The 24681-nt window shown below is 68.6% G+C and carries 24 protein-coding genes; 21 read left to right on the top strand and 3 right to left on the bottom strand.

Annotation, left to right across the window (positions count from 1 at the left end; genetic code table 11):
* Positions 1-200: 200 nt before the first annotated feature.
* The 12 genes from infC to ACSF8R_RS10395 all read left to right on the top strand — a co-directional run bounded on the left by infC (position 201) and on the right by ACSF8R_RS10395 (position 11871).
* Positions 201-815: a translation initiation factor IF-3 gene (infC, locus tag ACSF8R_RS10340; protein ID WP_434811867.1), complete on the top strand. Its 615-nt coding sequence runs from the start codon at positions 201-203 to the stop codon at positions 813-815.
* Positions 816-863: 48 nt separating this feature from the next.
* The gene (gene rpmI / locus ACSF8R_RS10345) at positions 864-1058 is read left to right on the top strand and encodes a 50S ribosomal protein L35 (RefSeq protein ID WP_005048908.1); all 195 of its coding nucleotides are present in this window, start codon (positions 864-866) and stop codon (positions 1056-1058) included.
* 29 nt (positions 1059-1087) lie between these two features.
* Positions 1088-1468 carry a 50S ribosomal protein L20 gene (gene rplT / locus ACSF8R_RS10350; RefSeq protein WP_434811801.1) on the top strand — a complete coding sequence of 127 codons (381 nt, stop codon included), beginning with the start codon at positions 1088-1090 and terminating at the stop codon, positions 1466-1468.
* An 82-nt stretch (positions 1469-1550) separates the two neighbouring features.
* On the top strand, positions 1551-2351 hold the full coding sequence (locus ACSF8R_RS10355; protein ID WP_434811802.1) for a TrmH family RNA methyltransferase: 801 nt from the start codon (positions 1551-1553) through the stop codon (positions 2349-2351).
* Positions 2352-2437: 86 nt separating this feature from the next.
* Positions 2438-3232 (top strand): amino acid ABC transporter ATP-binding protein, encoded by a 795-nt coding sequence (locus ACSF8R_RS10360; protein ID WP_434811803.1) that lies wholly within the window; start codon positions 2438-2440, stop codon positions 3230-3232.
* Positions 3233-3291: 59 nt separating this feature from the next.
* Positions 3292-4209 carry a glutamate ABC transporter substrate-binding protein gene (locus tag ACSF8R_RS10365; RefSeq protein ID WP_434811804.1) on the top strand — a complete coding sequence of 306 codons (918 nt, stop codon included), beginning with the start codon at positions 3292-3294 and terminating at the stop codon, positions 4207-4209.
* A 71-nt stretch (positions 4210-4280) separates the two neighbouring features.
* Positions 4281-4928: an amino acid ABC transporter permease gene (locus ACSF8R_RS10370; RefSeq protein WP_434811805.1), complete on the top strand. Its 648-nt coding sequence runs from the start codon at positions 4281-4283 to the stop codon at positions 4926-4928.
* Positions 4925-5854, top strand: a complete 930-nt coding sequence (locus ACSF8R_RS10375; RefSeq protein ID WP_434811806.1) for an amino acid ABC transporter permease — start codon at positions 4925-4927, stop codon at positions 5852-5854. Before ACSF8R_RS10370 ends, ACSF8R_RS10375 begins: the two co-directional genes overlap by 4 nt.
* Positions 5855-5906: 52 nt before the next feature.
* A complete protein-coding gene (gene pheS / locus ACSF8R_RS10380) occupies positions 5907-6968 on the top strand; it encodes a phenylalanine--tRNA ligase subunit alpha (RefSeq protein ID WP_434811807.1) in 1062 nt (353 codons plus the stop codon).
* A complete protein-coding gene (gene pheT, locus ACSF8R_RS10385) occupies positions 6968-9475 on the top strand; it encodes a phenylalanine--tRNA ligase subunit beta (RefSeq protein WP_434811808.1) in 2508 nt (835 codons plus the stop codon). The genes pheS and pheT overlap by 1 nt, the downstream gene beginning before the upstream one ends.
* 63 nt (positions 9476-9538) lie before the next feature.
* A complete protein-coding gene (locus ACSF8R_RS10390) occupies positions 9539-10309 on the top strand; it encodes an ABC transporter ATP-binding protein (protein WP_434811809.1) in 771 nt (256 codons plus the stop codon).
* Positions 10291-11871: a hypothetical protein gene (locus ACSF8R_RS10395; RefSeq protein ID WP_434811810.1), complete on the top strand. Its 1581-nt coding sequence runs from the start codon at positions 10291-10293 to the stop codon at positions 11869-11871. Before ACSF8R_RS10390 ends, ACSF8R_RS10395 begins: the two co-directional genes overlap by 19 nt.
* A gap of 10 nt (positions 11872-11881) precedes the next feature.
* Here the strand turns inward: ACSF8R_RS10395 and ACSF8R_RS10400 are convergent, their stop codons facing one another.
* Together ACSF8R_RS10400 and ACSF8R_RS10405 are read right to left on the bottom strand one after the other, a co-directional pair.
* Positions 11882-12199, bottom strand: a complete 318-nt coding sequence (locus ACSF8R_RS10400; protein ID WP_434811811.1) for a hypothetical protein — start codon at positions 12197-12199, stop codon at positions 11882-11884.
* Between the two features lie 71 nt (positions 12200-12270).
* A complete protein-coding gene (locus ACSF8R_RS10405; RefSeq protein ID WP_434811812.1) occupies positions 12271-13395 on the bottom strand; it encodes an AAA family ATPase in 1125 nt (374 codons plus the stop codon).
* A 284-nt stretch (positions 13396-13679) separates the two neighbouring features.
* Here ACSF8R_RS10405 and argC point away from each other — a divergent pair, with 284 nt between their 5' ends.
* From argC to ACSF8R_RS10445, 8 genes are all read left to right on the top strand, one after another.
* Positions 13680-14729, top strand: a complete 1050-nt coding sequence (gene argC / locus ACSF8R_RS10410) for an N-acetyl-gamma-glutamyl-phosphate reductase (protein WP_434811813.1) — start codon at positions 13680-13682, stop codon at positions 14727-14729.
* Positions 14726-15883: a bifunctional glutamate N-acetyltransferase/amino-acid acetyltransferase ArgJ gene (argJ, locus tag ACSF8R_RS10415; protein ID WP_434811814.1), complete on the top strand. Its 1158-nt coding sequence runs from the start codon at positions 14726-14728 to the stop codon at positions 15881-15883. Before argC ends, argJ begins: the two co-directional genes overlap by 4 nt.
* The gene (gene argB / locus ACSF8R_RS10420) at positions 15880-16782 is read left to right on the top strand and encodes an acetylglutamate kinase (protein ID WP_434811815.1); all 903 of its coding nucleotides are present in this window, start codon (positions 15880-15882) and stop codon (positions 16780-16782) included. Before argJ ends, argB begins: the two co-directional genes overlap by 4 nt.
* A complete protein-coding gene (locus ACSF8R_RS10425; RefSeq protein ID WP_434811816.1) occupies positions 16779-18002 on the top strand; it encodes an acetylornithine transaminase in 1224 nt (407 codons plus the stop codon). The genes argB and ACSF8R_RS10425 overlap by 4 nt, the downstream gene beginning before the upstream one ends.
* Positions 17999-18922, top strand: coding sequence for an ornithine carbamoyltransferase (gene argF, locus ACSF8R_RS10430; protein ID WP_434811817.1), 924 nt, complete (start codon positions 17999-18001; stop codon positions 18920-18922). Before ACSF8R_RS10425 ends, argF begins: the two co-directional genes overlap by 4 nt.
* Entirely contained in the window at positions 18922-20004 is a 1083-nt protein-coding gene (locus ACSF8R_RS10435) for a heparan-alpha-glucosaminide N-acetyltransferase domain-containing protein (protein ID WP_434811868.1), read from the top strand. The genes argF and ACSF8R_RS10435 overlap by 1 nt, the downstream gene beginning before the upstream one ends.
* A gap of 18 nt (positions 20005-20022) precedes the next feature.
* The gene (argH, locus tag ACSF8R_RS10440; protein WP_434811869.1) at positions 20023-21456 is read left to right on the top strand and encodes an argininosuccinate lyase; all 1434 of its coding nucleotides are present in this window, start codon (positions 20023-20025) and stop codon (positions 21454-21456) included.
* A 64-nt stretch (positions 21457-21520) separates the two neighbouring features.
* Complete coding sequence (locus tag ACSF8R_RS10445; RefSeq protein ID WP_434811818.1) at positions 21521-22150, top strand: SatD family protein; 630 nt, start codon at positions 21521-21523, stop codon at positions 22148-22150.
* A gap of 7 nt (positions 22151-22157) precedes the next feature.
* Here ACSF8R_RS10445 and ACSF8R_RS10450 read toward each other — a convergent pair whose 3' ends face one another.
* A complete protein-coding gene (locus ACSF8R_RS10450) occupies positions 22158-22754 on the bottom strand; it encodes a hypothetical protein (RefSeq protein ID WP_434811819.1) in 597 nt (198 codons plus the stop codon).
* 66 nt (positions 22755-22820) lie between these two features.
* Here ACSF8R_RS10450 and tyrS point away from each other — a divergent pair, with 66 nt between their 5' ends.
* Positions 22821-24125, top strand: a complete 1305-nt coding sequence (gene tyrS, locus ACSF8R_RS10455; protein WP_434811820.1) for a tyrosine--tRNA ligase — start codon at positions 22821-22823, stop codon at positions 24123-24125.
* Positions 24126-24681: the final 556 nt, after the last annotated feature.

The following is a 24681-nucleotide window of genomic DNA, read 5'->3' on the forward strand; positions in this document are numbered from 1 at the left end:
ACATCCCACCCGCGCTTGCCGCTCCAGGCTACCGGGTCACGCACTCCGCCCCGCACCACGGGGTAGCCCGCAAGGGATTCAGGGTGCTGGAACTGCACTGACCGACGCGTGCGTCGAGCTGGGTGGATGCGAACCTCTTCCGCCCGAGGCACAGCCATGTGCCCCGGGGCCGTCACCCGCATCGACACTAGGAGTTCCGCATCAGCGATCCCCGCACCAATGAGCGCATCCGCGTCCCCGAGGTCCGCCTCGTCGGGCCGAACGGAGAGCAGGTCGGCGTCGTCCGCATCGAAGTCGCTCAGCGTCTGGCTCAGGAGGCAGACCTCGACCTGGTCGAAGTCGCCCCCAACTCGAAGCCTCCCGTCGTCAAGATCATGGATTTCGGGAAGTTCAAGTACGAGACGGCGCAGAAGGCCAAAGAGGCCCGACGCAACCAGGCCAACACGGTCCTCAAGGAAGTCCGCTTCCGCCTGAAGATCGAGGCCCACGACTACACGACCAAGCTCAAGCGCGCCGAGGGCTTCCTCAAGGCGGGCGACAAGGTCAAGGCCATGATCCTGTTCCGTGGGCGTGAGCAGTCGCGTCCCGAGCAGGGTGTGCGTCTGCTGCGCAAGTTCGCCGAGGATGTCGCCGAGTTCGGCACCGTGGAATCCAACCCCACGATCGATGGACGCAACATGGTGATGGTCGTCGCACCGCACAAGAACAAGTCCGAGGTCAAGACGGAGCAGAACGCCCAGCGCGCAGCCAACAAGGAAGCCGCACGCCAGGCCCGCGCCACCGACACGGAACCCGCGCCCGCTCCCGCCGAGTAAGCGCCCCCAGACTCCCGCCCCGGCGGGAACCACAACGAAGGAAGAGACATGCCGAAGCAGAAGACCCACTCGGGCGCCAAGAAGCGCTTCAAGGTCACCGGAAGCGGAAAGATCAAGAAGCAGCAGGCGAACCTGCGCCACAACTTCGAGGGCAAGCCCACGAAGCGCACGCGCCGCCTGTCGGCCGACAAGATCCTGGCCCCCGGTGACGCGAAGGTCGCCAAGAAGCTCCTCGGCATCTGACGCCGACGCACGTAAGGAATCACTGAGAAATGGCTAGAGTCAAGCGGGCCGTCAACGCCCACAAGAAGCGTCGCGTCATCCTCGAGCGCGCCTCCGGTTACCGGGGTCAGCGTTCGCGTCTGTACCGCAAGGCGAAGGAGCAGGTCACCCACTCGCTCGTCTACGCGTACCGCGACCGTCGCAAGCGCAAGGGCGACTTCCGTCGTCTGTGGATCCAGCGCATCAACGCTGCGAGCCGTCAGAACGGCCTCACCTACAACCGCTTCATCCAGGGTCTGAACCTGGCCGGCGTCCAGGTCGACCGTCGCATGCTCGCCGAGCTGGCCGTCAACGAGCCCGCCGTCTTCACCTCGCTCGTCGAGACCGCGAAGAAGGCGCTGCCCGCCGACGTCAACGCTCCCAAGGCGTAACACCTGCGAGTCCGAGAAGGGCGTCCTCCCACGGGAGGGCGCCCTTCCGTCGTATCCGGCGTCGGATCAATACACTGAGAACGTGCTCGAGAACCCCCGTTCCCCGCGTGTGCGCGCGGTCGCCAAGCTGTCCAAGCGCAGCGCCCGTCAGGAGACCGGGCTGTTCCTGCTCGAGGGGCCGCAGGCGGCACGCGAGGTGCTGGCCTTCCGACCCGACACGCTGGTCGAACTGTTCGCCACGCCGAGCGCCATGGAGAAGCATCAGGACGTCCGTGACGCGGCTCGCGATGCGGGGCAGGAGGTCGTGTTCACGACCGAGGCGGTGCTCGATGCGATGGCCGACACGGTCACTCCGCAGGGGATCGTGGCGGTCGCCCGGCAGTCGCCGACTGCGGCCAAAGACGTCTTCGCCGAGTCGCCGCGGCTGATCGTCATTTGTGAAGAAGTGCGCGACCCCGGCAACCTCGGCACCATCATCCGCGCGGCCGATGCGGCGGGTGCGGATGCCGTGGTGCTCACGGGCCGGACCGTCGATCCCTACAACCCGAAGGTCGTCCGGGCGACGACAGGGTCGCTGTTCCACCTGCCGATCGTCGTCGGCGCCGACCTCGCCGAGACGGTCGACCGTGCGCGCAAGACCGGACTCCGCGTGATCGCAGCGGATGTCGGCGGTGATGACTTCCTCGCCCACCGCGCGGTGCTCGCGGAGCCGACAGCATGGCTGTTCGGCAACGAGGCGCGGGGACTCGACGACGAGGCGCTCGCGCGCGTCGACCTGTCGCTGCGGCTGCCGATCTACGGCGCAGCCGAGTCGCTGAACCTCGCCACGGCGGCCAGCGTCTGCCTGTACGAAAGCGCCTTCGCGCAGCGCACCGTGGACTGACCGAACTGTTCCGCGCCTGTTACAGATCGGTAAAGGCGCGGTCAAGGTCCTGGGTGCGAGCGTATGAGCGCACCTAGGGTGAACCCATGACGAGTCCCGATCAGGGTTCGGCGCCGAAGACGTCGAACATCAATGTGCGCCGCGGCGAGCCGCTCGTGGTCGTCGAGAACGTGCAGAAGCACTACGGCGACTTCCACGCCCTCAAAGACATCCAGCTGACGGTCGGTCGCGGTGAGGTCGTCGTGGTCATCGGCCCCTCGGGGTCGGGTAAGTCGACGCTCTGCCGCACGATCAACCGGCTCGAGACCATCACGAGCGGATCGATCTCGATCGACGGCAAGGAATTGCCCAAAGAAGGCAAGGCGCTCGCGGCGCTCCGTGCCGACGTCGGCATGGTGTTCCAGTCGTTCAACCTCTTCGCACACCTCACGATCCTCGAGAACGTGACCCTCGGGCCGATCAAGGTCAAGGGCATGAAGAAGGCCGAGGCCGACAAGCTCGCCAAAGAGCTGCTCGACCGTGTCGGCGTCGGGCATCAGGCCGCGAAGCTGCCGGCACAGCTCTCGGGCGGTCAGCAGCAGCGTGTGGCGATCGCCCGCGCGCTCGCGATGAAGCCGAAGGTCATGCTCTTCGATGAGCCCACCAGCGCGCTTGACCCCGAGATGATCAACGAGGTGCTCGACGTCATGGTCGGCCTCGCGCAGGAGGGGATGACGATGATCGTCGTCACCCACGAGATGGGCTTCGCCCGCAAGGCGGCCGATCGCGTCGTCTTCATGGCCGACGGGCAGATCGTCGAGGAAGCGACGCCCGAAGAGTTCTTCAACAACCCGAAGAGCGACCGCGCCAAGGACTTCCTCTCGAAGCTCCTCACCCACTAAGACGTCCGCGCCTTGCACCGGCGCGGTCACACCCAGAGATACGAAACCAGGAGGATCTCATGCGCAAGATGCGTATCGGCGGAGCGCTCGCAGGAATCGCGATCGCGGCTCTCGCTCTCACCGCCTGCAACAGCGGCAGCCCGACCAGCCCCGGCACGGGCGGTGACGGCGACACCGACGGAGACACCGATTCCGGCGCCATGTGGGAGGTCGCAACCGACGTCGCCCTCGAGGGCAGCCCCACGTTCGACGCCATCACGGAGCGTGACGGCGTGATCGTCGGCGTCAAGGAGGACCAGCCCGGTCTCGGCTACCTCGACGCGACGACAGGGGAGCGTTCAGGCTTCGACGTCGACATCGCCCGTTGGATCGCAGCCTCGCTCGGCTACGACGCAGACAAGATCGAATACAAGGCGATCGCCTCGGCGAACCGCGAGCAGGCGATCGTGAACGGTGATGTCGACTACTACGTCGGCACGTACTCGATCACCGATTCGCGCAAGGAACAGATCGACTTTGCGGGCCCCTACTTCCTCACCGGACAGGGGCTGCTCGTCGCTGCCGACAGCGAGATCACGGGCGAGGACGACCTGAGCGCCGACACGACGGTGTGCTCCGCGACCGGATCGACCCCGATCCAGAACATCAAGTCGAACTACCCCGACGTGCCGACTGAGGAGTTCGACCTGTACTCCGCGTGCGTCGATGCGCTCATCAACGGCACCGTCGACGCGGTCACGACCGACCAGGCGATCCTGATCGGTTACGCCGCGCAGTACCCCGACGAGATCAAGGTCGTCGGTGAACCCTTCAGCGAGGAGCGTTACGGCGTGGGTCTCGCCAAGGGTGACGACGCGCTCCGTGCGCACATCAACGACCTCTTCACGGAGGGCGGCGACACGTGGCAGGCGATCTTCGACGCCAACCTCGGCGAGTCGGGCATCACGGTCGAGCAGCCCGCGGTGGACGCGTACTGATCGACCACTGACCACATGAATCCAGGGTGGGGGCGCCCGCGCCCCCACCCTGAATCACCCAAGGAGACGATGTGGGCGTCATCACCGAAAACCTCGACCTGTGGGGCGAGGCACTCGGCAACACGTTGCTGCTGTTCTTCGCCGGGGGCGCCATCGCGCTGATCCTCGGAACGATCGTCGGAGCGATGCGGGTCTCACCTATACCGGTGGCGCGAGCATTCGGCACGCTCTACGTCAACACGATCCGCAACACCCCGTTGACACTCGTCTTCTTCTTCTTCGCCTTCGGCTACCCGCAGTTGGGGTTGCCGAGTCCGGGCTTCACGGTGCTCGGCATCTGGGCGCTCGGCATCTACACGGCCACCTATGTCGCAGAGGTCATCCGCGCGGGCATCAATACGGTCCCTGTCGGTCAGGCCGAAGCGGCGCGGGCGATCGGCCTGTCCTTCGGTCAGGTCATGACGCTCGTGGTCATGCCGCAGGCCTTCCGGTCGGTCGTGCCTCCCATGATGAGCGTGTTCATCGCCCTGCTGAAGAACACCACCGTCGCCGCCGGCTTCTCGGTGGCGGAACTCGGAGTCATCCGCGCGAACCTGAGCGAGCGGGGCGAGAACGCGCTCGTCGTGCTCCTGTGGGTCGCGCTCGTCTTCGTCGTCCTGGTCCTGCTGCTGAGTTGGCTGCAACGACACCTCGAGAACAAGTGGAGGATCGCGCGATGACTTCCGTCCTGTACGACGTGCCCGGACCCCGGGCGATCCTCCGCAACCGCATCCTGGGCGTCGCGACGATCCTCGTGGTCGCCGCAGTCCTCGCCTTCATCGTCTACCGGTTCGCCGTGACGGGGCAGTTCTCCGCAGAGAAGTGGTACATCTTCACGTTCAGCAACGTCTGGATGGGCATTCTGCGCGCCCTCGGCAACACCCTCGCGGCCTTCGGGCTCGCCGCGATCGGTTCGCTCGCCGTCGGGTTCATCCTCGCGATCGGGCGCCTCTCCGACCACGCGTGGGTCCGCGTCCCCGTCGCATGGATCACCGAGGTGTTCCGCGCCGTCCCGGTGCTCGTGTTCATGATGCTCATGTACTACGGTCTGCCCACGGTCGGGGTGCGCATGGAGCCGTATTGGGCGGTGGTGATCGCACTCGTGGCGTACAACGGCTCGGTGCTCGCCGAGGCGCTGCGTGCTGGCATCGAATCGCTGCCGCGCGGCCAGAAGGAAGCAGGCTACGCGATCGGTCTCCGCAAGAGCGGCGTGATGCGACTCGTGCTGCTCCCGCAGGCCGTGCGCGCGATGCTCCCGGTGATCGTCGCTCAGCTCGTGGTCACGCTGAAGGACACCGCGCTCGGCTTCATCATCACTTACCCCGAACTGCTCTACTTCGCCAAGCAGCTCACATCGCAGCCGGGCCGCCCAATTCTGCAGTCGGGCATCGTCATCGGCGCGATCTACATCGCGATGTGTCTGTTGTTGTCGTGGCTCGCGAGAACCCTCGAGCGGCGGCTGCGACGTTCGCCGCGCGGCGGCGATGCCGCCGGCGGAGGCGCGGCGATGGTCGACCCCCTGCACCACCCGGTCGCACCCGGCACCGACACCGAACTCATCGCGGCGCAGAAAGGCGCCGGCAAGTTCAACATCGGAAACACCTGATTGACGCGCCACCGGCGGGCCGAACGCGCGCCCGCCGGTAGACTCGTCTCTCGTGTCCGACGCACCCCAGATCACACCCGAAGCGGTCGAGTCCGCTGTCGCGGCGGCGCTGGGCGCCATCGCCGCGGCCGCCGACACCGCCGCGCTGAAAGCCGCGCGTGCGGCGCACACCGCCGAAGGCTCGCCGCTGGCCCAGCTGAACGCGCAGATGCGCCACGTGCCGAACGACCAGAAGGCCGCATTCGGCAAGCTGGTCGGCGGGGCCCGCGGGCAGGTGAACCAGGCGCTCGCCGCCCGAGAGGACGAGCTCGCCGAGGCCGAGACGGCGGCGCAGCTCGAAGCCGAGCGCGTCGACATCACCGCGCTCGCACCGCGCGCACGCGTGGGCGCGCGGCATCCCATCTCGCTCCTGCAGGAGGAGATCGCCGATCTGTTCGTCGGCATGGGGTGGGAGATCGCCGAAGGCCCCGAGCTCGAGCACGAGTGGTTCAACTTCGATGCGCTCAACTTCGACGTCGACCACCCGGCGCGACAGATGCAGGACACCTTCTTCGTCGATCCCGTCTCGAGGCATCTGCTGCTGCGCACGCACACCAGCCCCGTGCAGGTGCGTTCGATGCTCGAGCGACACGACGCCCTCGTGAACGAGGGGCGCGGCATCTACGTGCTGTGCCCGGGACGCGTGTTCCGCACCGATGAGTTCGACGCGACCCACCTGCCTGCCTTCACCCAGTTCGAGGGCCTCGTGATCGACAAGGGCATCACGATGGCGAATCTCAAGGGCACGCTCGACCACGCCGCGAAGGTGCTGTTCGGTGCCGAGGCGAAGACGCGGTTCCGCACGAACTACTTCCCCTTCACCGAGCCGTCAGCTGAGCTCGACCTGTGGCACCCGACCTTCAAGGGCGGGGCGCGCTGGATCGAGTGGGGCGGATGCGGCATGGTCAACCCCAACGTGCTGCGCGCGGCGGGGATCGATCCGGAGGTCTACTCCGGGTTCGCGTTCGGAATGGGCATCGAGCGCACGCTCATGTTCCGCTCCGACGTGCAGGACATGCGTGACATGGCCGAGGGCGATGTCCGTTTCAGCGAGCAGTTCGGAATGGTGGTCTGATGCGCGTCCCGCTTTCGTGGCTGCGTGAATACGTCGACGTCCCCGCGGCGACCACGCCGGAGGACGTCCTCGCGGCGCTCGTCGAGGTCGGCTTCGAAGAAGAGGACGTGCACGGGTTCGACCTGACAGGTCCCATCGTGGTCGGCCGGGTCGTCGAGTTCACGCCCGAGCCGCAGTCCAACGGCAAGACCATCCGCTGGTGCCAGGTCGACGTCGGTGAGGCGAACGGCGGTATCCGCGGCATCGTATGCGGTGCCGGCAACTTCTTCGAGGGCGACAAGGTCGTGGTGACCCTGCCCGGCGCTGTGCTGCCCGGTCCGTTCCCGATCGCGGCACGCAAGACGTACGGGCATGTCTCCGACGGCATGATCGCCTCGGCGAAGGAGCTCGGGCTCGGCGACGAGCACAGCGGCATCCTGCGGCTGGTCCAGCTCGGCCTCGACCCCGAGGTGGGCGTCGACGCGATCGCGCTGCTCGGACTCGATGACGTCGCCGTCGACGTGAACGTCACACCCGACCGCGGCTACGCGATGAGTGTGCGCGGCATCGCCCGCGAGTACGGTCACGCCACCGGAGCGACCTTCCGCGATCCCGCCGAGCGGGACTGGGCAGACGTCGAGCCCGGCAACGGCTTTCCCGTTGCCGTCGACGATCGTGCACCCATCCGCGGCAAGGTCGGCGCGTCCGAGTTCGTCGCCCGAATCGTGCGCGGTGTCGACCCGTCCCGTCCGACACCGCCCTGGATGGTCGCGCGGCTCACGCTCGCCGGCATCCGCTCGCTCGGTGTGCTCATCGACATCACCAACTACGTGATGCTCGAACTGGGCAACCCGATCCACGGCTACGACCTCGATCAGCTCGCCGGCGGCATCACCGTCCGTCGCGCGGACGAGGGCGAGAAGCTCACGACGCTCGACGGCAAGGAGCGCACCCTGTCGGGTGAGGACCTGCTGATCACCGACGAGTCCGGACCGATCGGGCTGGCCGGTGTCATGGGTGGCGGCACGACCGAGATGACCGATGCCACCCGCAACGTCCTCATCGAAGCGGCCATCTTCGACACCGTCTCGATCGCGCGCACCGCCCGCCGTCACAAGCTGCCCAGCGAGGCGTCGCGTCGCTTCGAGCGTGGCGTCGACCCGCTCATCCCGTTCGTGGCAGCGCGCCGCGTCGCCGACCTCATGGTCGCCCACGCCGGCGGCACCCTCGATCAGGAGGTCGGCGGTGCCCTGTTCGGCGAGGTGTTCCTCGCCGAGATCGCGTTGCCCAAGGCGTTCGTGCCGCAGCTGATCGGTGTCGATTACACGGATGCCGAGATCACCGGCGCGCTCGAGACGATCGGCTGCGAGGTCTCCGACGCGGGGGACACGTGGAGCGTCATCCCGCCGTCGTGGCGACCCGACCTCACCGACAAGTGGACGCTCGCCGAAGAGGTCGCCCGCATCCACGGGCTCGACCGCATCCCCTCCATCGTCCCGACCCCGCCATCCGGGCGCGGGTTGACGGCGTTGCAGAAGGGGCGTCGCCGCGTCGCGAACGCGCTGGCAGCGGCCGGCTACGTCGAGACGCCGTCGTTCCCGTTCACGACTGAGGCGACCAACGACCTGCACGCATCGGCGTCCGGGGAGCACCTGCCCTCGGTCAAGCTCGCGAACCCACTGGACGGGCAGGCGCCGTTCCTGCGTCGCACGCTCGTTCCCGGCCTCATGCAGGTCGCGCACCGCAACGTGTCACGCGGCTTCACCGACCTCGCCCTGTTCGAAACCGGGATCGTCTTCCGCCCGGAGCCGGGAGTGGTCTACGGCACCGAGACGGTTCCGCCGCTCGCCGAGCGTCCCGACGACGCGACGCTCGCGCACCTGAACGCGTCGCTGCCGCCGCAGCCGCGGCACGTCGCGGTGCTGCTGTCCGGCAACGCCGTGGCGAAGGCTCCCGGCAACGCGGCCACGGCGTTCGAACTGGCCGACGCGCTCGGCGCCGTCCAGACCATCGCGACCGCAGCCGGGGTCCGCATCGACGTCGCGCAGGGGCAGCGCGCAGCGCTGCACCCCGGCCGCACCGGCGTCCTGTCGGTCGGCGACGTCGAGGTCGGCTACGTCGGCGAACTGCTGCCCGCGGTGGCCGCCGAGGCCGACCTGCCGGGTCGGGTGTACGTCGCAGAACTCGATCTCGACGGCATCCTCTCCCTCGCGGGCGACCCCGAGGCCGCAGCGTCGCTCACGACGTTCCCCGCAGCGACGCAGGATGTGTCGCTGGTCGTGGATGCCGCAGTCTCAGCCGCCGCTGTGCGCACCGCACTCGTGGACGGTGCCGGTCCACTGCTCGAATCGCTCCGTCTTGTCGACGACTATCGCGGGGCGGGACTGCCGGAGGGCTCGAAGAGCCTCACGTTCGCGTTGCGCTTTCGCGCTGAGGACCGCACACTGACTGCGGCCGAGGCGTCTGAGGCGAAGCTCGCGGGGGTTGCGGTCGCGGCGGAGCGCTTCGGCGCCGCGATCCGCGACTGAACCAGCACGAGATCAGACTCGCGGGGGAGGCGTGTCGCTCTGCCGCGCCCATAGGCTCGGAGCATGACCGATGCTCCGACGCCGCCCGCCCTCCATTGGGAGGGGTTGACCAAGCGGTTCGGTGAGAAGCTCGCCGTCGACACGCTCACCCTGGATGTGCCGCAAGGTTCGTTCTACGGCTTCGTCGGTCCGAACGGCGCCGGCAAGACGACGACCCTGTCCATGGCCACGGGACTTCTGCGCCCCGACGGCGGTCGCGCCTTCGTGCACGGTGTCGACGTGTGGGCCGAGCCGGTGCGTGCGAAGTCGATGATCGGCAATCTCGCCGACGGGGTGCGCTTGTTCGACCGACTCACCGGCGAGCAGCTGCTGACCTACACGGCGATGATGTTCGGCATCGCGCGCGATGAGATTGCCGGGCGCGTCGCCGACCTCATCGCGATGATGGATCTGCGTGAGGCTGCCGGAACGATGGTTGCGGACTATTCGGCCGGCATGACGAAGAAGACCGCGCTCGCCTGTGCGCTCGTGCACGCGCCGAGGGTGCTCGTGCTCGACGAGCCGTTCGAATCCGTCGATCCTGTCTCGGCCGCGAACATCGAGGACGTGCTCCGCGGCTACACCACGGCCGGCGGCACCGTCATCGTCTCGAGCCACTCGATGGATCTCGTGCAGCGCATGTGCGACCACGTCGCCGTCATCGCTGCGGGGCGGGTGCTCGCGGCCGGCACGATCGACCAGGTGCGTGACGGACAGACCCTGCAGGACCGATTCGTCTCCCTCGTGGGCGGGCGTCACGCGACGGAGGGGCCGCAGTGGTTGCGACCGTCCTGAGGCTGCGATACCGCGCACTCGCGAACACCCTGCTGCGCAACCCGTGGCAGTTGGTCGGCTTTTGCGCCGGCGTGCTGTGGGCCATCAGTATCCTGGTCCTCGTGGCGACGGGGCTCGTGGCCGCAGCGCTGCTGCAGGGTGCGGAGACGGCACGCCTCATCGTCGTCGTGGGTGGGGCGGTGCTCACGCTCGGCTGGGTGGTCGGGCCCATCGTCGTCGCCGGCATGGAATCGACCGTCGACGCGGAACGTCTCGCACCGTTTCCGCTCACCCGCAGGCAGGTGCAGGTGGCGCTGGCCGCAGTCGGTCTGACGGGGGTTCCCGGTATCGTCACGACGCTCGTCGCGCTGATGACGGTGATCCTGTGGGTGCGGTGGCCTGCTGCGGCAGTCGTGGCAGTGCCGATGGCGTTGCTCGGCGTCGTGACCGCGGTCATCGCCGCGCGACTGACGACCACCCTCGCAACGGGGCTCGGCGGGAGCCGTCGCGGACGCGAACTCGTCGGCACACTGGTGCTCGCAGTGCTCATGCTGTCGGGGCCGATCGTGACAGGGCTGCTTGTGCTGCTCGACGCGGGCGGCGACCTCGGCACGAGGATGCAGACCGCGGCCGACGTGCTCGCCTGGACGCCCCTCGGCGCTGCCTGGTCGGTACCGGCCGACGTTGCGGCAGGCCTCTGGCTGCCGGCCGTCGCCCGCCTGGCGATCGCCATCGGCACCCCGATCATCCTCTGGCTGTTGTGGGCGCGCGCGCTCGAATTGTCGCGTTCCGCCGGGGCGGGGCGCGCGAGTCGCACGGTCGCCTCCGGTGCAGTCGGCTGGTTCGGGCGCATGCCGACGGGACCGGTCGGTGCAACATGGGCGCGCTCACTGACCGCGTGGCTGCGCGATCCGCGATACCTTCGGCAACTGCTGCTCGTCCCGCTGTTCCCGGTGCTGTTCCTGTTCACCTCCGGCACACAGGGGGCATTGTTCGCAGCCTCTGCGGTGCTGGTCGCGCTCGTGCTGGCGATCGCGTGCTACACCGACATCTCTTACGACGGCACCGCGTTCGCGTCGGTGCTGGCCACCGGCATCCGAGGCCGCGACGACCGACTCGGCCGTGTGCTGGGCGCCGCCTGCCTCGGCGTACCGCTCGTCATCCTCGTCGCCGTCGTGACGGCTGCCGTGTCGGGCAGTGCGACCGCGACCCCTGCCGTGCTCGGGGCGGCCTTGAGCGTGCTGCTGGTCGGGTACGGCGTGTCAGCGGTCTCGTCGGCCCTCATCGTCTCGCCCGTGGCCGCGCCCGGTGACAGCCCGTTCAAGAGTGTGCCCGGACAGACGTTCGTGGGCAGTCTGCTGGTGTTCGTCGTGCTCGCCGCGATCGCGGTGGTCTCCTCGCCGGCGCTCGTCCTGTCGATCGTGTCGATCACGAGCGGTTCGGCCATGCTGGGGTGGACCGCGCTCGCCGTCGGCGTGGTGCTGGGCGGCGTGACCGTCGCAGTCGGGGTGCACGTGGGCGGTCGCACCCTGGATCGCACCGGACCGAGCCTGCTCGCACGCATCCGCGCGTTCCCGCGCTGACCCTGCCGCGTCAGCGGTAGCGTCGGCCTTCGTCGCGGCGGAACAGCCAGACGGCGAGGGCGCCGAGCACGATGATCCACGCGGCGATGCCGAGCACCGCCCACAACGGGATCTCGGTGCCGCTCGCGGCACCGACCACGATCTCTCGCGCCTGCCGGACGGGAAGGAACCGCGACGCGACGTCCAGCCAGTCGGGGAACATCATCGGCGGGAGGAACAGCCCGCCGCCGAACGCGAGGAGGAACATCGCGACCTGCTCCACCGCGATCGCGGCCTTCGCGCTCATCGTCGCGCCGATGATCGCTCCGATCAGCGCCGGAGTCGACATGGTCGTCTCGGGTGGTGTCGTCGTCCATGCAAAGTCGTTTGCGCTGCAAGCCAGCGGTCGTCAACCCCGATTCAGCGACGGCCCCAGTTCCATGCGGGGACGTCCATGAATCCCTGATCGACGACGCGTGTGCCGCCGAGATCGGGGGCGAGTTCGACACGGGCCGGCTCCGGCAGGGCGCCCACCAGCGGTGCTGCGTGACTGACGACGATGACCTGCGTCCGCTCGGCGGCCGCACGGATCAACTCCGCGAGTGCCGGCAGCAACGAGTGGTGCAGGCTCGATTCGGGCTCGTTGAGCACCAGCAGGGGAGCAGGGCGAGCCGGCAGGAGCGCCGCGCACAGCAACAGGAACCGCAGCGTGCCGTCCGACAATTCGGCCGTCTCCAGCGGGCGCAGCAAGCCACGCTGCCGCAGCTGCAGTCGGAACAGCCCGGCCTCGGCGGTCACGTCGACGCGGGCCCCGGGAAACGCGGCATCCACCGCTGCGTCGAGGGCGGCTCCGTGGCCTGCATCGACGATGGTCGCCCAGGTCGCTGCGAGATCATCGCCGGTGTGCGAAAGCACCCGGGTTCGCGTGCCGATCTGCGCACGACGCGCAGGGGCGTCAGGGTCCACGCGGAAGTGGTCGTAGAACCGCCACGCTCCCATAAGCCGTCGAAGGGCCAGCAGCTCGGGCGCGGTGTCGCCTTCGGCGAGGTCGGTGATGATGCTCTCGTAGGGCGCGAGCTGCTGTCGCAGGTCGATCCAGCCGCCGTCGCGCACGCGGGTGTTCTGCCGGGTCCGGTCGATCAGCAGGGTCGCGGGTTTGGCCACAGGGCCGGAGAACACCTGCTCCCGCTTGATCTCGGGGTCACGCGCGAAGGGGCTCGCCTGATCGACCTGCGGGATGCCCAGGTCGAGCAGGTAGCCGAGTTCATCCGACGCGAATCCGAGCTGCACGGCGACGGGCTTCTTGCGCACCGTGCCCTGCGTGCCGCCCTGCTCGGGGCCCGCCCAGAGCACCGACGGCAGTCCGCCTTCGCGCGCGACCGCACCGATCACCTCACCGCGCGCGGCCGAGGCCAGCAGCCGCAGGGCGCGGTACAGATTGGACTTGCCCGACCCGTTCGGGCCCGTGACGACCGTCAACTGCCCGAGCGGCACGATCACGTCACGCAGCGAGCGATACCCGGCGACGGCGAGTGTGGTGAGCATGCGACCATCCTGCCCGCCGGTGCCGACACCGGCTTCGTGCGCCGCGATTTGCGGCACGCGATCCGCGGCGCTACCGTCATGGCATGCCCTCGGCCGCGATCACCACCGTTCCCACGGTTCTCCGCGCGCGCCGACGTCGTCTGAGCACCCGCGGCCGCCGACGCTAGGCGACCCCCGCGAGCTCCCCGATTCTGCACGGAACCGGGTCGAGCCGCCGGAGTCGCCGTTGCCGTGCTCTGTCACCCGGATCGGGTGGCCCTGCTTCAGACAATAAGGTGGAATCCATGACCTACTCGGTCGCCGTCTCCGGCGCATCCGGCTATGCCGGCGGCGAGATCCTGCGCCTGCTCGCCGCACATCCCGACATCGAGATCCGCACCGTCACCGCGCATTCCAATGCGGGGCAGCCGCTCATCGAACACCAACCGCACCTGCGCTCGCTCGCGCACCTGACGCTGCAAGAGACGACACCCGAGATCCTCGCAGGCCACGACGTCGTCTTCCTCGCGCTGCCGCATGGACAGTCCGGTCAATACACCGACGCGCTCGCCGGCGCCCCGCTCGTCATCGACGCAGGCGCCGATCACCGGCTCACCTCGCAGGACGCGTGGGACGCGTTCTACGGCGGCACCTTCCACGAGCCGTGGACGTACGGCGTGCCCGAGCTGCCGGTCGGCGGTGCCCGGCAGCGCGACGCGCTCGTCGGTGCGACACGGATCGCCGCGCCCGGCTGCAACGCGTCCACGGTCGCGTTGTCACTGGCGCCCGGGGTCGCCGCGGGCGTGATCGATCCGGGCGACATCGTCACGGTCCTCGCGGTCGGCCCGTCGGGTGCCGGCAAGTCGCTGAAGACCAACCTGCTCGCCGCCGAGATCCTCGGCAGTGCGAACCCGTACGCTGTGGGCGGCACGCACCGGCACATCCCCGAGATCGCGCAGGCGCTCGCCGCGGCCGGGGCGCCCGCCGACGGCATCCGCATCTCGTTCACGCCCGTCCTGGTACCGATGTCCCGCGGCATCCTCGCGACCTCGACCGCCCCGATCGCGCAGGGGGTGACGGATGCCGAGATCCGTGCCGCGTGGGAGCAGGCGTACGGTGACGAGACATTCGTGCAGCTGCTGCCGGCGGGCCACTTCCCCCGCACCGCCGACGTGCAGGGCGCCAACACGGCGCTCATGGGGCTCGCGATCGACCGCGCCGCGAACCGCGTCGTGGTCGTCACCGCCGTCGACAACCTCGTCAAGGGCACCGCGGGAGCAGCCGTCCAATCGATGAACATCGCCCTCGGCCTCGACGAGGCGACGGGCCTGAGCGTGAATGGAGTCGCGCCGTGACCGTCACCGCACCCAAGGGATTCGAAGCGGCAGGCGTCGCCGCAGGCCTCAAGTCGACCGGCAAGCCCGACGTCGCGGTCATCGTCAACCGCGGCCCGCTCAAGGTCGGCGCGGCCGTCTTCACGAGCAACCGCGCCAAGGCGAACCCGATCCTGTGGTCGCAGCAGGCGATCGCCGACGGCACCGTCGAGGCGATCGTCCTCAACTCGGGCGGCGCGAACTGCTTCACCGGGTCCTTCGGCTTCCAGACGACGCACCAAACCGCCGAGAAGGCGGCCGACCTGCTCGGGGTGAGCGCCGGCGACATCCTGGTGTGCTCCACCGGGCTCATCGGCACCGGCGACGAGGTGTTCCGCGGCAAGGTCCTCAGCGGCACCGAAGCGGCGATCGCTGATCTCGACCCCGAGGGGGGACAGGCCGCCGCGGAAGCGATCATGACGACCGACTCCCGGTCGAAGACGGCAACCGTCTCAGGCGAAGGTTGGACGATCGGCGGCATCGCGAAGGGTGCGGGCATGCTCGCCCCCGGTCTTGCGACCATGCTCGTGGTCCTCACCACCGACGCCGTCCTCGGCGCCGAGGAGGCAGACGCCCACCTGCGCGTTGCCACGGCCGTGAGCTTCGACCGGCTCGATTCCGACGGCTGCATGTCGACCAACGACCAGGTGACGCTGCTGGCCTCCGGTGCATCCGGTGCCGATCCTGACCCGGACGCCTTCCGCGAAGCGCTCATCACGATCTGCGGCGACCTCGCGTCGCAGCTGCAGCAGGATGCCGAGGGCGCCAGCCACGACATCACGATCGAGGTCGTCGGTGCCGCGTCCGAGGACGACGCCGTCACCGTCGGTCGCTCGGTTGCCCGCAACAACCTCTTCAAGGCCGCGATCTTCGGCAACGACCCCAACTGGGGCCGGGTGCTCGCGGCGATCGGCACGACGGATGCCGCGTTCGACCCGTACGACGTCGACGTCTCGTTCAACGGAGTGCGCGTGTGTCACGCCGGCGGCCCCGACCGCCCGCGCGAAGAGGTCGACCTGACGCCCCGCGCCACGCACATCCTCATCGACCTGCGCACGGGCGACGCAGCGGCGACGATCCTCACGAACGACCTGACGCACGATTACGTCCACGAGAACAGCGCGTACTCCTCATGACCGACATCCAGCACACCACCCCCGAAGAGGCGGCCGCCAAGGCGGGCGTGCTCGTCGAGTCGCTGCCGTGGCTCAAGCGCTTCCGCGACCAGATCATCGTCATCAAGTACGGCGGCAACGCCATGGTCTCCGAACAGCTGCAGGATGCGTTCGCAGAAGACATCGCCTACCTCCGCTACGTCGGCGTCAAGCCGGTCGTCGTCCACGGCGGCGGACCGCAGATCTCGCAGATGCTCGACCGACTCGCCATCCCGAGCGAGTTCAAGGGCGGGTACCGCGTCACCTCGACCGAGGCGATCGGCGTCGTGCGCATGGTGCTCACCGGTCAGATCAACCCGCAGCTGGTCGGCAAGATCAACACGCACGGCGCTGCGCTGGCGACGGGGCTCTCGGGTGAGGATGCCGGATTGTTCGGCGGGCGTCGCAAGGGCATCCTGATCGACGGCGAGCACCATGATCTCGGCGCCGTCGGCGACGTCGTCACGGTCGACCCGCGTCCCGTGCTCGACCACCTCGAGGCGGGCCGCATCCCCGTCGTCTCCTCGATCGCGCCCGACCTCGACAGTCCGGGTGCGTCGCTGAACGTCAACGCTGATGCCGCCGCTGCGGCGCTCGCCGTCGCGCTCGAGGCCACCAAGCTCGTCGTCCTCACCGATGTCGCAGGGCTCTACGCCGACTGGCCGAACCGTGACTCGCTCGTCTCGCACCTGACCGCCGCTGAGTTGCGCGAGATGTTGCCGCGACTGGAGTCGGGCATGATCCCGAAGATGCAGGCCTGCCTCGACGCGGTCGACGGCGGCGTCGACACGGCGGCGATCATCGATGGACGTCAGCCCCATTCGGTGCTCGTCGAGATCTTCACAGAGCAGGGAATCGGTACGGAGGTGGTCGCGAAGTGAGCGCGACATGGCAGGACGCAGTCGATCAGGATCTCGTGCGCAACGCGGGGGCGCGCTTCGCGCTCCTCGAGCGCGGCGAGGGTTCGTACCTGTGGGATGCCGACGGCGCACGCTACCTCGACTTCCTCGCCGGCATCGCGGTGACCTCGATCGGTCACTCTCACCCGGTGTTCGTGGATGCCGTCGCCCGACAAGCCGCGACCCTGTCGCATGTCTCGAACTACTTCGCGACCCCGCCGCAGCTCGAACTCGCGGCAACGCTGAAGCGGCTGGCGGGCACGGGTGAGACCGGTCGCGTCTACTTCGGCAACTCCGGCGCCGAGGCCAATGAGGCTGCCTTCAAGCTCGCACGACTCCACGGCGGCGCCGAGCGCCCCCGCATCCTGGCGCTTCGTGACGCGTTCCACGGCCGCACGATGGGCACGCTCGCCCTCACCGGCAAGCCGTGGATGCAGGAGCCGTTCGGCCCGATGGTCCCCGGTGTGGAGTTCCTCGATTCGACAATCGAAGCGCTCGAAGCCGCCATGAACGATCAGGTCGCGGCGCTGTTCCTCGAACCCATCAAGGGCGAAGCTGGGGTGCTCGAACTGCCCGAGGGTTACCTCGCCGCGGCGCGCGAGTTGACCGAGCGTCACGGTGCGCTGCTGATCATCGACGAGATCCAGACAGGCGCGGGTCGCACCGGCGAGTGGTTCGCGTTCCAGCACGCCGGCATCACCCCTGACGCCATCACGGTCGCGAAGGGCATCGGCGGAGGATTCCCGATCGGGGCGCTCATCACCTTCGGCGCCGCGAGCGAGCTGTTCTATCCGGGCACGCACGGCTCGACCTTCGGTGGCAATGCGCTGGCGACAGCCGTCGCCGGCGCCGTCATCGGGGAGATCGAGCGGGCTGATCTCGTCGGCAATGCCGCCTCCCGCGGGCCGCAGGTGCGCGCCGCGATCGAGGCGATCGGCTCGCCGCTTGTCGAAGGCACCCGCGGCCAGGGCCTGCTCATCGGCATCGCGCTGCGCCACCCGGTCGCTCCTGCCGTCGTCGCCGCCGCCCAGACGCACGGGCTGATCGTCAACGCCGCCAACGACACCACCATCCGCATCGCCCCGGCGCTCACGATCGGCGACGTCGAGATCGACGAGTTCGCCGACCTGTTCGCCCGCGCACTGGCCACCGTCACCGATGCGCTCCTGCTGACCGACACCACCACGGAGGTGCCCGCATGACCCGCCACCTGCTGCGCGACGACGACCTGAGCCCCGCAGAGCAGGCCGAGATCCTCGATCTCGCGCTCGCGCTGAAGAAGGACCGCTGGAAGCTGAAGCCCCTCGAAGGTCCGCAGACGGTCGCCGTCATCTTCGACAAGTCCTCGACCCGCACGCGGGTCTCGTTCGCGGTCGGCATCGCCGACCTCGGCGGCTCACCGCTGATCATCTCGACGGCCAACAGCCAGCTCGGCGGCAAAGAGACACCGTCCGACACGGCACGCGTGCTCGAACGTCAGGTCGCCGCGATCGTCTGGCGCACCTACGCGCAGGCGGGCCTCGAAGAGATGGCGCGCGGCACGCGGGTGCCGGTCGTCAACGCGCTGAGCGATGACTTCCACCCCTGCCAACTGCTCGCCGACCTGCTCACGATCCGCGAGCACAAGGGCGAACTCGCGGGGCTCACCCTCACCTTCTTCGGCGACGGCGAGTGCAACATGGCGCACTCCTACATCCTCGCCGGCGTCACCGCCGGCATGCACGTGCGGGTCGCGTCGCCCGACGCGTACGCGCCGCGCGCCGATGTCGTGACCGATGCCGATCGCATCGCCGCGCAGACTGGGGGATCGGTGTCACTGTTCACCGATCCGCTCGAAGCCGCCGCCGGTGCCGACGTCATCGTCACCGACACCTGGGTGTCGATGGGCAAGGAGGAGGAGAAGACCGCGCGGCTTCGCGACCTCGGCGGCTACAAGGTCTCTCAGGAGACCATGGGGCTCGCCAAGGACGACGCCATCTTCATCCACTGCCTGCCCGCTGACCGCGGGTACGAAGTGGATGCCGACGTGATCGACGGACCGCAGAGTGTCGTGTGGGATGAGGCGGAGAACCGCCTGCACGCCCAGAAGGCACTCTTGGTGTGGCTGCTGCGCCAGCAGTGATGCGTGCCGTTGCGTCCTGGAACGGTCCGGGACGCATACACGGTATCGACCTTGCCCGCGGGCTGGCGGTGCTCGGCATGCTCGCTGCGCACCTGCTGTGGATCGACCCGTTCGACTGGACCCGACCCGCGACGTGGATCGACGTCGCGAACGGCCGTTCGTCGATCCTGTTCGCGACGCTCGCCGGGGTCTCGATCGCGCTGGTGACCGGCGGTGCGTCACCGGTCCGCGGTGAGCGGCTGCGACGCGCGCGACGCTCGCTCGCCGTGCGCGCGGGACTGATCTGGGCGATCGGCGTTGCGCTGGTGTTCACGGGCGTTCCCGTGTTCGTGATCCTGCCCGCCTACGGCATCCTCTTTCTGCTCGCGCTGCCGCTGCTGACGCTGTCGGCGCCGGTGCTCTGGGCCGTCGCGGTCGCCGTTGCGCTGGTCGTGCCGTGGTTCGTCCCGATGCTGAACGCCCTGCCGATCTGGTCATCGGCACTCGGATCCGAAGCGAGCACCCTCGTCGGCTGGCACTACCCGTTCCCGTTGTGGATCGCGTTCGTCGCCGCAGGGCTCGCGATCGGTCGCAGCCGACTGCGCAGCGCTGCGGTCGCGGTCCGACTGCTCGTCGGAGGCGGCGCGGTGGCGATGGTCGCGTACGGACTCGATGCCGTGGCCGCCGAGCGGCTGTCGCCCGTGCAAGACGGCTCGCTGGTGGCGCAGGTGTGGACAGCCGATGCGCACTCCAGCGGCATCCTGGAGGCATTCGGTTCCGGTGGTTTCGCGGTCGCCGTGATCGGGCTCTGTCTCTTGCTGTGCCGCACACCGCTGACCTGGCTCGTGCTGCCGGTGCGGGCGGTCGGCACGATGCCGCTCACCGCCTATGCCGGGCAGCTGGTGGTGTGGGCGATCTGGGCGGCCGGCGTCCTCGGCGACAGCGGGCAGCTCGCAGGGTTCCGCGATCTTGATCCGTTCGTCCCGTTCGTGATCGGCACGCTGCTGGTGTGCACCGTGTGGGCGCTGCTGGTGGGTCGGGGGCCGTTGGAGCGACTCGTCGCCGCAGTCACCCGCGCGGTCGTCGGTTCCGGCCGTCGGTAGGCTGGTCAGGTGAGTGACATGACGGGACAGACCGACGGCCAGGGGACCAACGAAGGGGCGCTGTGGGGTGCGCGCTTCGCGTCGGGGCCTTCACCCGAGCTCGCCGCGTTGAGTCGCTCGACGCACTTCGACTGGGCGCTGGCTTCCTACGATCTCGCAGGCTCGCACGCGCATGCGACGGCGCTCGAAGCTGCCGGCTACCTGACCGCCGATGAAGCGGCGCGCATGCACGCGGGCCTCGACGCGCTGGGGCGGGCCGTCCAGGACGGGTCGCTCGTTGCGGCGCCCGAAGACGAAGACGTGCACGGCGCGCTGGAGGCAGCGCTGATCGCCGAAGTCGGTGCCGAGCTCGGCGGAAAGCTGCGTGCCGGGCGCAGCCGCAACGATCAGATCGCGACGCTCGTGCGGCTGTATCTGCTCGATCACGCACGGGTCATCGCCCGTGATGTGCTGCGCGTCATCGACGCGATCGTCGCGCAGGCCGATGCGCACCCCGACGCGATCATGCCGGGCCGCACCCACCTGCAGCACGCGCAGCCGATCCTGCTGGCGCACCATCTGCAGGCGCACGCGTGGCCGCTCGTGCGCGACCTCGAACGCCTCCGCGACTGGTCGGCACGTGCGTCGGTCTCGCCGTACGGCGGGGGAGCGCTCGCCGGGGCGACGCTCGGCCTCGACCCGCAGCTCGTGGCCGAGTCGCTGGGGCTGAGTCGGCCGGCAGAGAACTCGCTCGACGGCACATCGGCCCGCGATGTCGTGGCCGAGTTCGCCTTCATCGCCGCGATGATCGGCGTCGACCTGTCGCGCTTCGCGGAGGACGTCATCATCTGGAACACCCGCGAGTTCGGGTTCGTCACCCTCGATGACGGCTTCTCGACCGGCTCGAGCATCATGCCGCAGAAGAAGAACCCCGATATCGCCGAACTCGCTCGTGGCAAGGCGGGGCGCCTGATCGGCAACCTGACCGGGTTGATGGCCACCTTGAAGGCGCTGCCGCTCGCGTACAACCGCGACCTGCAAGAGGACAAGGAGCCTGTCTTCGACGGGGTCCAGACACTCGAAGTCGTCCTCCCGGCCTTCGCCGGCATGATCGCGACGATGCGGTTCGACACCGCGCGGATGGCGGAGCTGGCACCGCAGGGCTTCTCGTTGGCGACCGATGTCGCCGAGTGGCTCGTCAAGCAGGGCGTCCCCTTCCGTGACGCGCACGAGATCTCGGGCTCGCTCGTTCGCGCGTGCGAGGAGCGGGGGATCGGGCTGGAGGATGCCGACGACGCGCTGCTCGCGTCGGTGTCGCCGCGGTTGACCGCAGATGTGCGCAGTGTGCTGTCGATCGAGGGCTCCGTCGCGTCGCGGACGGGCGCGGGCGGGACGGCCGGCGTCCGTGTTGCGGAGCAGCGCGCCGAGCTGGTCTCCCGCGCGCAGTCGGCTGCTCTCGCGGTCGGGGTCTGACTGATATCCCGAGAACATTAGACTTTCACTAATATCTCGAAAAGATAAGTGATACCCTGATGTCATGAACGTCGCAGTGACCGCCGACATCGTCGGCTCGCGCCGGCTCGAGGATCGAACCGGTGCGCAGCGCGCGATCGACGACGCGATCGCGGCAGCGGAGCGCGATCTGCCGCTGGCCTCTCGGCAGCTGCGTCCGACGGTCGGCGACGAGCAGCAGGGCGTGTACCCCGACCTCACTGCGGCACTGCTCGGCACGCTGCTCGTGCGACTCGCACTTCCCGACGGGGTCGATCTGCGCTTCGGCATCGGCGTGGGGGAGCTCGGCGAGGTGCCCGCGGTCGACGGTCCCATCCCGGACGGGCCGGGCTGGTGGGCTGCACGCGCTGCGATCGAGAAGGTCCACGCGTTCGAGCAGCGCGCTGCGCCGGAGGCCCGGACGTGGGTGGTCGCTGCGGACGGGATCGACGGGACCGGTCTGCCGGCCGTGAACGCCTACCTCCTCGCGCGCGACCGCATCGTCGCCGACATGACCGAACGCACGCGCAGGCTCACGTACGGCAGGTGCCTGGGTCGCACGCAGCGGCAGTTGGCCGCAGACGAAGGCATCACGCAGTCCGCCGTCTCGCAGGCGCTGTCGCGGGGGGGAGCGACCGCCCTGATCGAGGGCTTCGCCGTGCTGCGTCAGTCCTGAGAGAAGCTCACCACAGCGCGAGACGCACGATCGCGCCGCACACGCAGGCCCAGACGAGACTCGCGAGTGTGCCGATGATGAACCGTTCGCGCGCCTCAGCGGCGGCCAGCTCGGAGAATCGCCCGATGCCCTTGATCGCCACGATGACGGCGATCGCTTCCGGATAGCCCGAGATCACGCCCACGGCGACGGCGAGTCGTTCGAGGTAGCCGATCGTCGTCCCTCCGCGCAGCAGCGGCTCCATCTCGCCCGCTGCTGCCGCCGGATCACGTCGCGCAGGCAGCAGGATGCCACCGTCGGCCGTCTCGCGCACGCGCCCGCCGGTGGCGATGTCGAGGACGCGTCGGGTGATCGGGTTTCCGCCGAAGACGGCGACGGCGACGGCCAGCAGCGCGATGATCGCGCCGAGAAGCGCCGGAACGCCGACGGGGGTCACCGAAACGACGACGACGGCGAGCACCAGCAGCCCCGCCGCGACGGCGAGCGGTGCGGTTCGCGGCGTCCGCAGATTGAGCATCGTCAGCACGAGCGCGGTGCACAGTGCACCGAACACGGTGATCGACAGGGCGGTGATCAGCACGATGTCCGGCACGGGGAGGTCCATGGCGCCAGTCTGACACGGGCCCCGGATGCGACTGGCGGACACACGCCCGCTGATAGCCTGGAACGCGTGTCCGAAACCATCGTGAGCGCCCTGGCGCCCGCCAACGATCCGACGTTCGAGAACGTCTGGGATGAGATCGTCTGGCGCGGCCTGGTGCACGTGTCCACCGACCAGGAGGCGCTGCGCGCCCTGCTCTCCGGCGGCCCGATCACGTATTACTGCGGGTTCGACCCGACAGCGCCGAGCCTGCACCTGGGCAACCTCGTGCAGCTCCTTCTGCTGCGTCGTCTGCAGTTGGCCGGCCACAAGCCGCTCGGTCTCGTCGGCGGGTCGACCGGTCTCATCGGTGATCCTCGTCCGTCGTCCGAGCGCACGCTCAACACGAAGGACACGGTTGCCGAGTGGGTCGGGTACCTGCGCGCGCAGGTCGAGCGGTTCCTGAGCTTCGAGGGCGACAACGCCGCGCGCATGGTGAACAACCTCGACTGGACCGCGCCGATGAGTGCGATCGATTTCCTGCGTGAGATCGGCAAGCACTACCGCGTCGGCACGATGCTCAAGAAGGATGCCGTCGCCGCGCGCCTGAACTCCGATGCCGGCATCAGCTACACGGAGTTCAGCTACCAGATCCTGCAGGGCATGGACTTCCTCGAGCTGCACCGCCAGTACGACTGTGTGCTGCAGACGGGCGGCAGCGACCAGTGGGGCAACCTCACCAGCGGCACGGACCTCATCCACCGGGTCGAGGGCGTCTCGGCGCACGCCATCGGCACGCCGCTGATCACGAACACCGACGGCACCAAGTTCGGCAAGAGCGAGGGCAACGCGATCTGGCTGGATGCCGCCATGTGCAGCCCGTACCGCATGTACCAGTTCTGGCTGAACACCGACGACGCCGACGTGATCGCACGTCTGAAGGTGTTCACCTTCCTCACGCGTGCCGAGATCGAGGAGTACGAGCGCGCAGTCGCCGATGAGCCGTTCCGACGTGCCGCACAGAAGCGGTTGGCCCTCGAAGTGACGACCCTCGTCCATGGAAGGGAAGCGACCGGCGCGGCAGCTGCGGCGTCAGATGCGCTCTTCGGTCGTGGCGAACTCGCGTCGCTCGATGCGCAGACGCTGCGCGCCGCACTCGAGGAACTGCCGAACGCGACGGTCACGGCCGGCACCTCCGTCGTGCAGGCGCTCGTCGATACGGGGTTGGTCACGAGCCTCGGCGAGGCGCGGCGCGCGATCGCGCAGGGGGGCGTCGTGCTCGACGGTGCGAAGGTCGATGACGACGCGACTTCGATCGCCGGCTCGCTCCCCGGGGGAGTGTCCGTGCTGCGCCGTGGCAAGAAGACGCTCGCGGGAGTCTTCTTGGCATCCTGACCATGACATCGCGAACGACGCCGCCCGGTTCCTTGTGGACCGGGCGGCGTCGTTTTGCCGCGTGCGCGGCGAAACCGCGGAAAATCAACGATCTCGGACGCGACACGCCCGGGATGCGAGCCTGATTTGCCGGACCCCCGCAACGCACGTAAGTTATTACCTGTTCGCCCCACAGGGAAGAGCGAGAAGGCCGAAAGGCCTCGCCCCCTCAAGCGGAGAACCAACCCCCTCCTTCAAAACAAAGATTCCTTGTGTGTCTGCGTGTCGAAGGCCTAGCATGGGGGATCCCACTCCTCGAGTCTTGTCGATGAGTGCTGCCGGAGACGCGAAAACAGTCACGGACAGCCGATTTGACAAGCTGAGCGGGAGGGATAAGATAGAGAAGTTGCCCGAGAGCAGCGAGATCCACTGAGATCCGAACGCTCCGGACAGCATCTCGATCTTTGTGCCTCAGGCCGTCGAACCAGCCGCTTCCATCACGGAAAACGCCGATTTGACAAGCCGGACACGAAGAATAAGATAGAGAAGTTGCCCTGCAGGGGAGGCCGAGAGGCTG

The sequence above is a fragment of the Microbacterium sp. bgisy189 genome (assembly GCF_965345345.1).
Classification (GTDB): domain Bacteria; phylum Actinomycetota; class Actinomycetes; order Actinomycetales; family Microbacteriaceae; genus Microbacterium.

What these genes read in the sequence shown, in the direction of transcription:
- rpmI (WP_005048908.1), top strand. Translation starts at nt 864, where the DNA reads ATGCCGAAGCAGAAGACCCACTCGGGCGCCAAGAAGCGCTTCAAGGTC.
- rplT (WP_434811801.1), top strand. Translation starts at nt 1,088, where the DNA reads ATGGCTAGAGTCAAGCGGGCCGTCAACGCCCACAAGAAGCGTCGCGTC.
- ACSF8R_RS10360 (WP_434811803.1), top strand. Translation starts at nt 2,438, where the DNA reads ATGACGAGTCCCGATCAGGGTTCGGCGCCGAAGACGTCGAACATCAAT.
- ACSF8R_RS10365 (WP_434811804.1), top strand. Translation starts at nt 3,292, where the DNA reads ATGCGCAAGATGCGTATCGGCGGAGCGCTCGCAGGAATCGCGATCGCG.
- ACSF8R_RS10375 (WP_434811806.1), top strand. Translation starts at nt 4,925, where the DNA reads ATGACTTCCGTCCTGTACGACGTGCCCGGACCCCGGGCGATCCTCCGC.
- pheT (WP_434811808.1), top strand. Translation starts at nt 6,968, where the DNA reads ATGCGCGTCCCGCTTTCGTGGCTGCGTGAATACGTCGACGTCCCCGCG.
- ACSF8R_RS10390 (WP_434811809.1), top strand. Translation starts at nt 9,539, where the DNA reads ATGACCGATGCTCCGACGCCGCCCGCCCTCCATTGGGAGGGGTTGACC.
- ACSF8R_RS10400 (WP_434811811.1), bottom strand. Translation starts at nt 12,199, where the DNA reads ATGTCGACTCCGGCGCTGATCGGAGCGATCATCGGCGCGACGATGAGC.
- ACSF8R_RS10405 (WP_434811812.1), bottom strand. Translation starts at nt 13,395, where the DNA reads ATGCTCACCACACTCGCCGTCGCCGGGTATCGCTCGCTGCGTGACGTG.
- argC (WP_434811813.1), top strand. Translation starts at nt 13,680, where the DNA reads ATGACCTACTCGGTCGCCGTCTCCGGCGCATCCGGCTATGCCGGCGGC.
- argB (WP_434811815.1), top strand. Translation starts at nt 15,880, where the DNA reads ATGACCGACATCCAGCACACCACCCCCGAAGAGGCGGCCGCCAAGGCG.
- argF (WP_434811817.1), top strand. Translation starts at nt 17,999, where the DNA reads ATGACCCGCCACCTGCTGCGCGACGACGACCTGAGCCCCGCAGAGCAG.
- ACSF8R_RS10435 (WP_434811868.1), top strand. Translation starts at nt 18,922, where the DNA reads ATGCGTGCCGTTGCGTCCTGGAACGGTCCGGGACGCATACACGGTATC.
- argH (WP_434811869.1), top strand. Translation starts at nt 20,023, where the DNA reads ATGACGGGACAGACCGACGGCCAGGGGACCAACGAAGGGGCGCTGTGG.
- ACSF8R_RS10445 (WP_434811818.1), top strand. Translation starts at nt 21,521, where the DNA reads ATGAACGTCGCAGTGACCGCCGACATCGTCGGCTCGCGCCGGCTCGAG.
- ACSF8R_RS10450 (WP_434811819.1), bottom strand. Translation starts at nt 22,754, where the DNA reads ATGGACCTCCCCGTGCCGGACATCGTGCTGATCACCGCCCTGTCGATC.